Annotated in this window: 1 protein-coding gene; it reads left to right on the top strand. The window is 38.3% G+C overall.

The window, feature by feature from the left end; translation table 11 throughout:
- The first annotated feature begins 393 nt into the window (after positions 1 to 393).
- Positions 394 to 1,152, top strand: coding sequence for an ankyrin repeat domain-containing protein (locus GFB48_RS17110; protein WP_163938657.1), 759 nt, complete (start codon positions 394 to 396; stop codon positions 1,150 to 1,152).
- The last annotated feature ends 87 nt before the right edge of the window (positions 1,153 to 1,239 follow it).

The raw sequence follows: 1,239 nt of genomic DNA, 5'->3' as shown, positions 1-1,239 counted from the left end.
TGGGTACCTTGCAAGAATATGATAAATACTGTGAGCACTTAGAAAGGCGGCGAAAGCATTTCAAACAAAGTTGCCAACTCTTCGAGTAAACACACCACTTATCTCTTCAAATTTTGCACTGCACCCGCGGTGTCACAGTGCTGCGTGATTTTTGATGAATAGATGCTTAAAGTAACCAAACCAAGCCAATAAAGCTCAACCTTACTTCCAAGCACCACAGAGTATGGCCAAGATGAATGAAGCTTGATTGAAGCTCAAGATTTTGTGCTGTAAGTTATTGATTGATAATGGGTGGCTATAGTTAATTCTATAGGCACAGCATGAACTTCACCAATTTTAACCTTTTAAACTCATATAAAGTTGGTGATTTGATGAGTAAGGGGTATTTAAACAATGTTAATGGCTATTAAAGGTAAGTGTCTACTGGTTTTACTGCTCTTGGCAGTAAGTAATGGTTGTACCCAAAGGGATATTGGGGATAATAATTTGGACGACTCTTTCTCGCCTAAAACAGTAAAATTGATAGATGCTATTATCTTAAAAGATTATAACTTAGCATCGAATAACCTTGAATTAGGTGCAAATATAAATGAAGTAGGGGTTGATGGCGTGAGCCCATTAATTTGGGTGCTCGCCCTTACTCAAGAAATAGAACAACTAGAATTTATGTTAAAGCACGGTGCAGACGTTAATTACCGTGGATATGGCGTTGGCAAGTCTCCCATGTTCTTTGCAGCAGCAGGAAAGCGTGGAGATATATTAGAATTGTTTCTTAAATATGGTGGCAATCCAAACTTGGAGGGGGATTCAGAAGAAGGTCAAGGGATGAGGCGTTCTATTTTCATGGTGGCTATAGAGTTTTTTAATGAACAACACTTTGACTTACTTTTAGAGTATGGTGCAGATGTTAACTGGAATATTGATGGGATTTATGGTTATGAACGCGTTCCATTTTCAGCAATTACGGTTGGGAGATATGATTGGGCGTTAAGGCTTGTAAAGTTAGGCTATGAAGGTGATCCAAATGAACTCTTGAAAGTAAGCAATTCTCGCCTGGTATCAGAAAAGCGACAGCCCGATAAAGATAAGTTCATAAAATACGTTGAAGAAGAACTAATCAATAATCAAACACACATAGACAGCCATAATTAATTGCTGCTTTTTCAGCCTCCTACTAAACTTGTTTAATAGCGAGTTGTAGGAGGTTGTTATGCCTAGACCCCGTAGTACGTTAATTTC

The organism is Paraferrimonas sp. SM1919, from assembly GCF_010993985.1.
Taxonomy (GTDB): domain Bacteria; phylum Pseudomonadota; class Gammaproteobacteria; order Enterobacterales; family Shewanellaceae; genus SM1919.
This window is presented reverse-complemented; position numbering and strand designations above follow the sequence as displayed.

Bases quoted from the DNA above. Each gene is read 5' to 3' on its own strand.
- GFB48_RS17110 (WP_163938657.1), top strand. From the start codon at position 394: ATGTTAATGGCTATTAAAGGTAAGTGTCTACTGGTTTTACTGCTCTTG.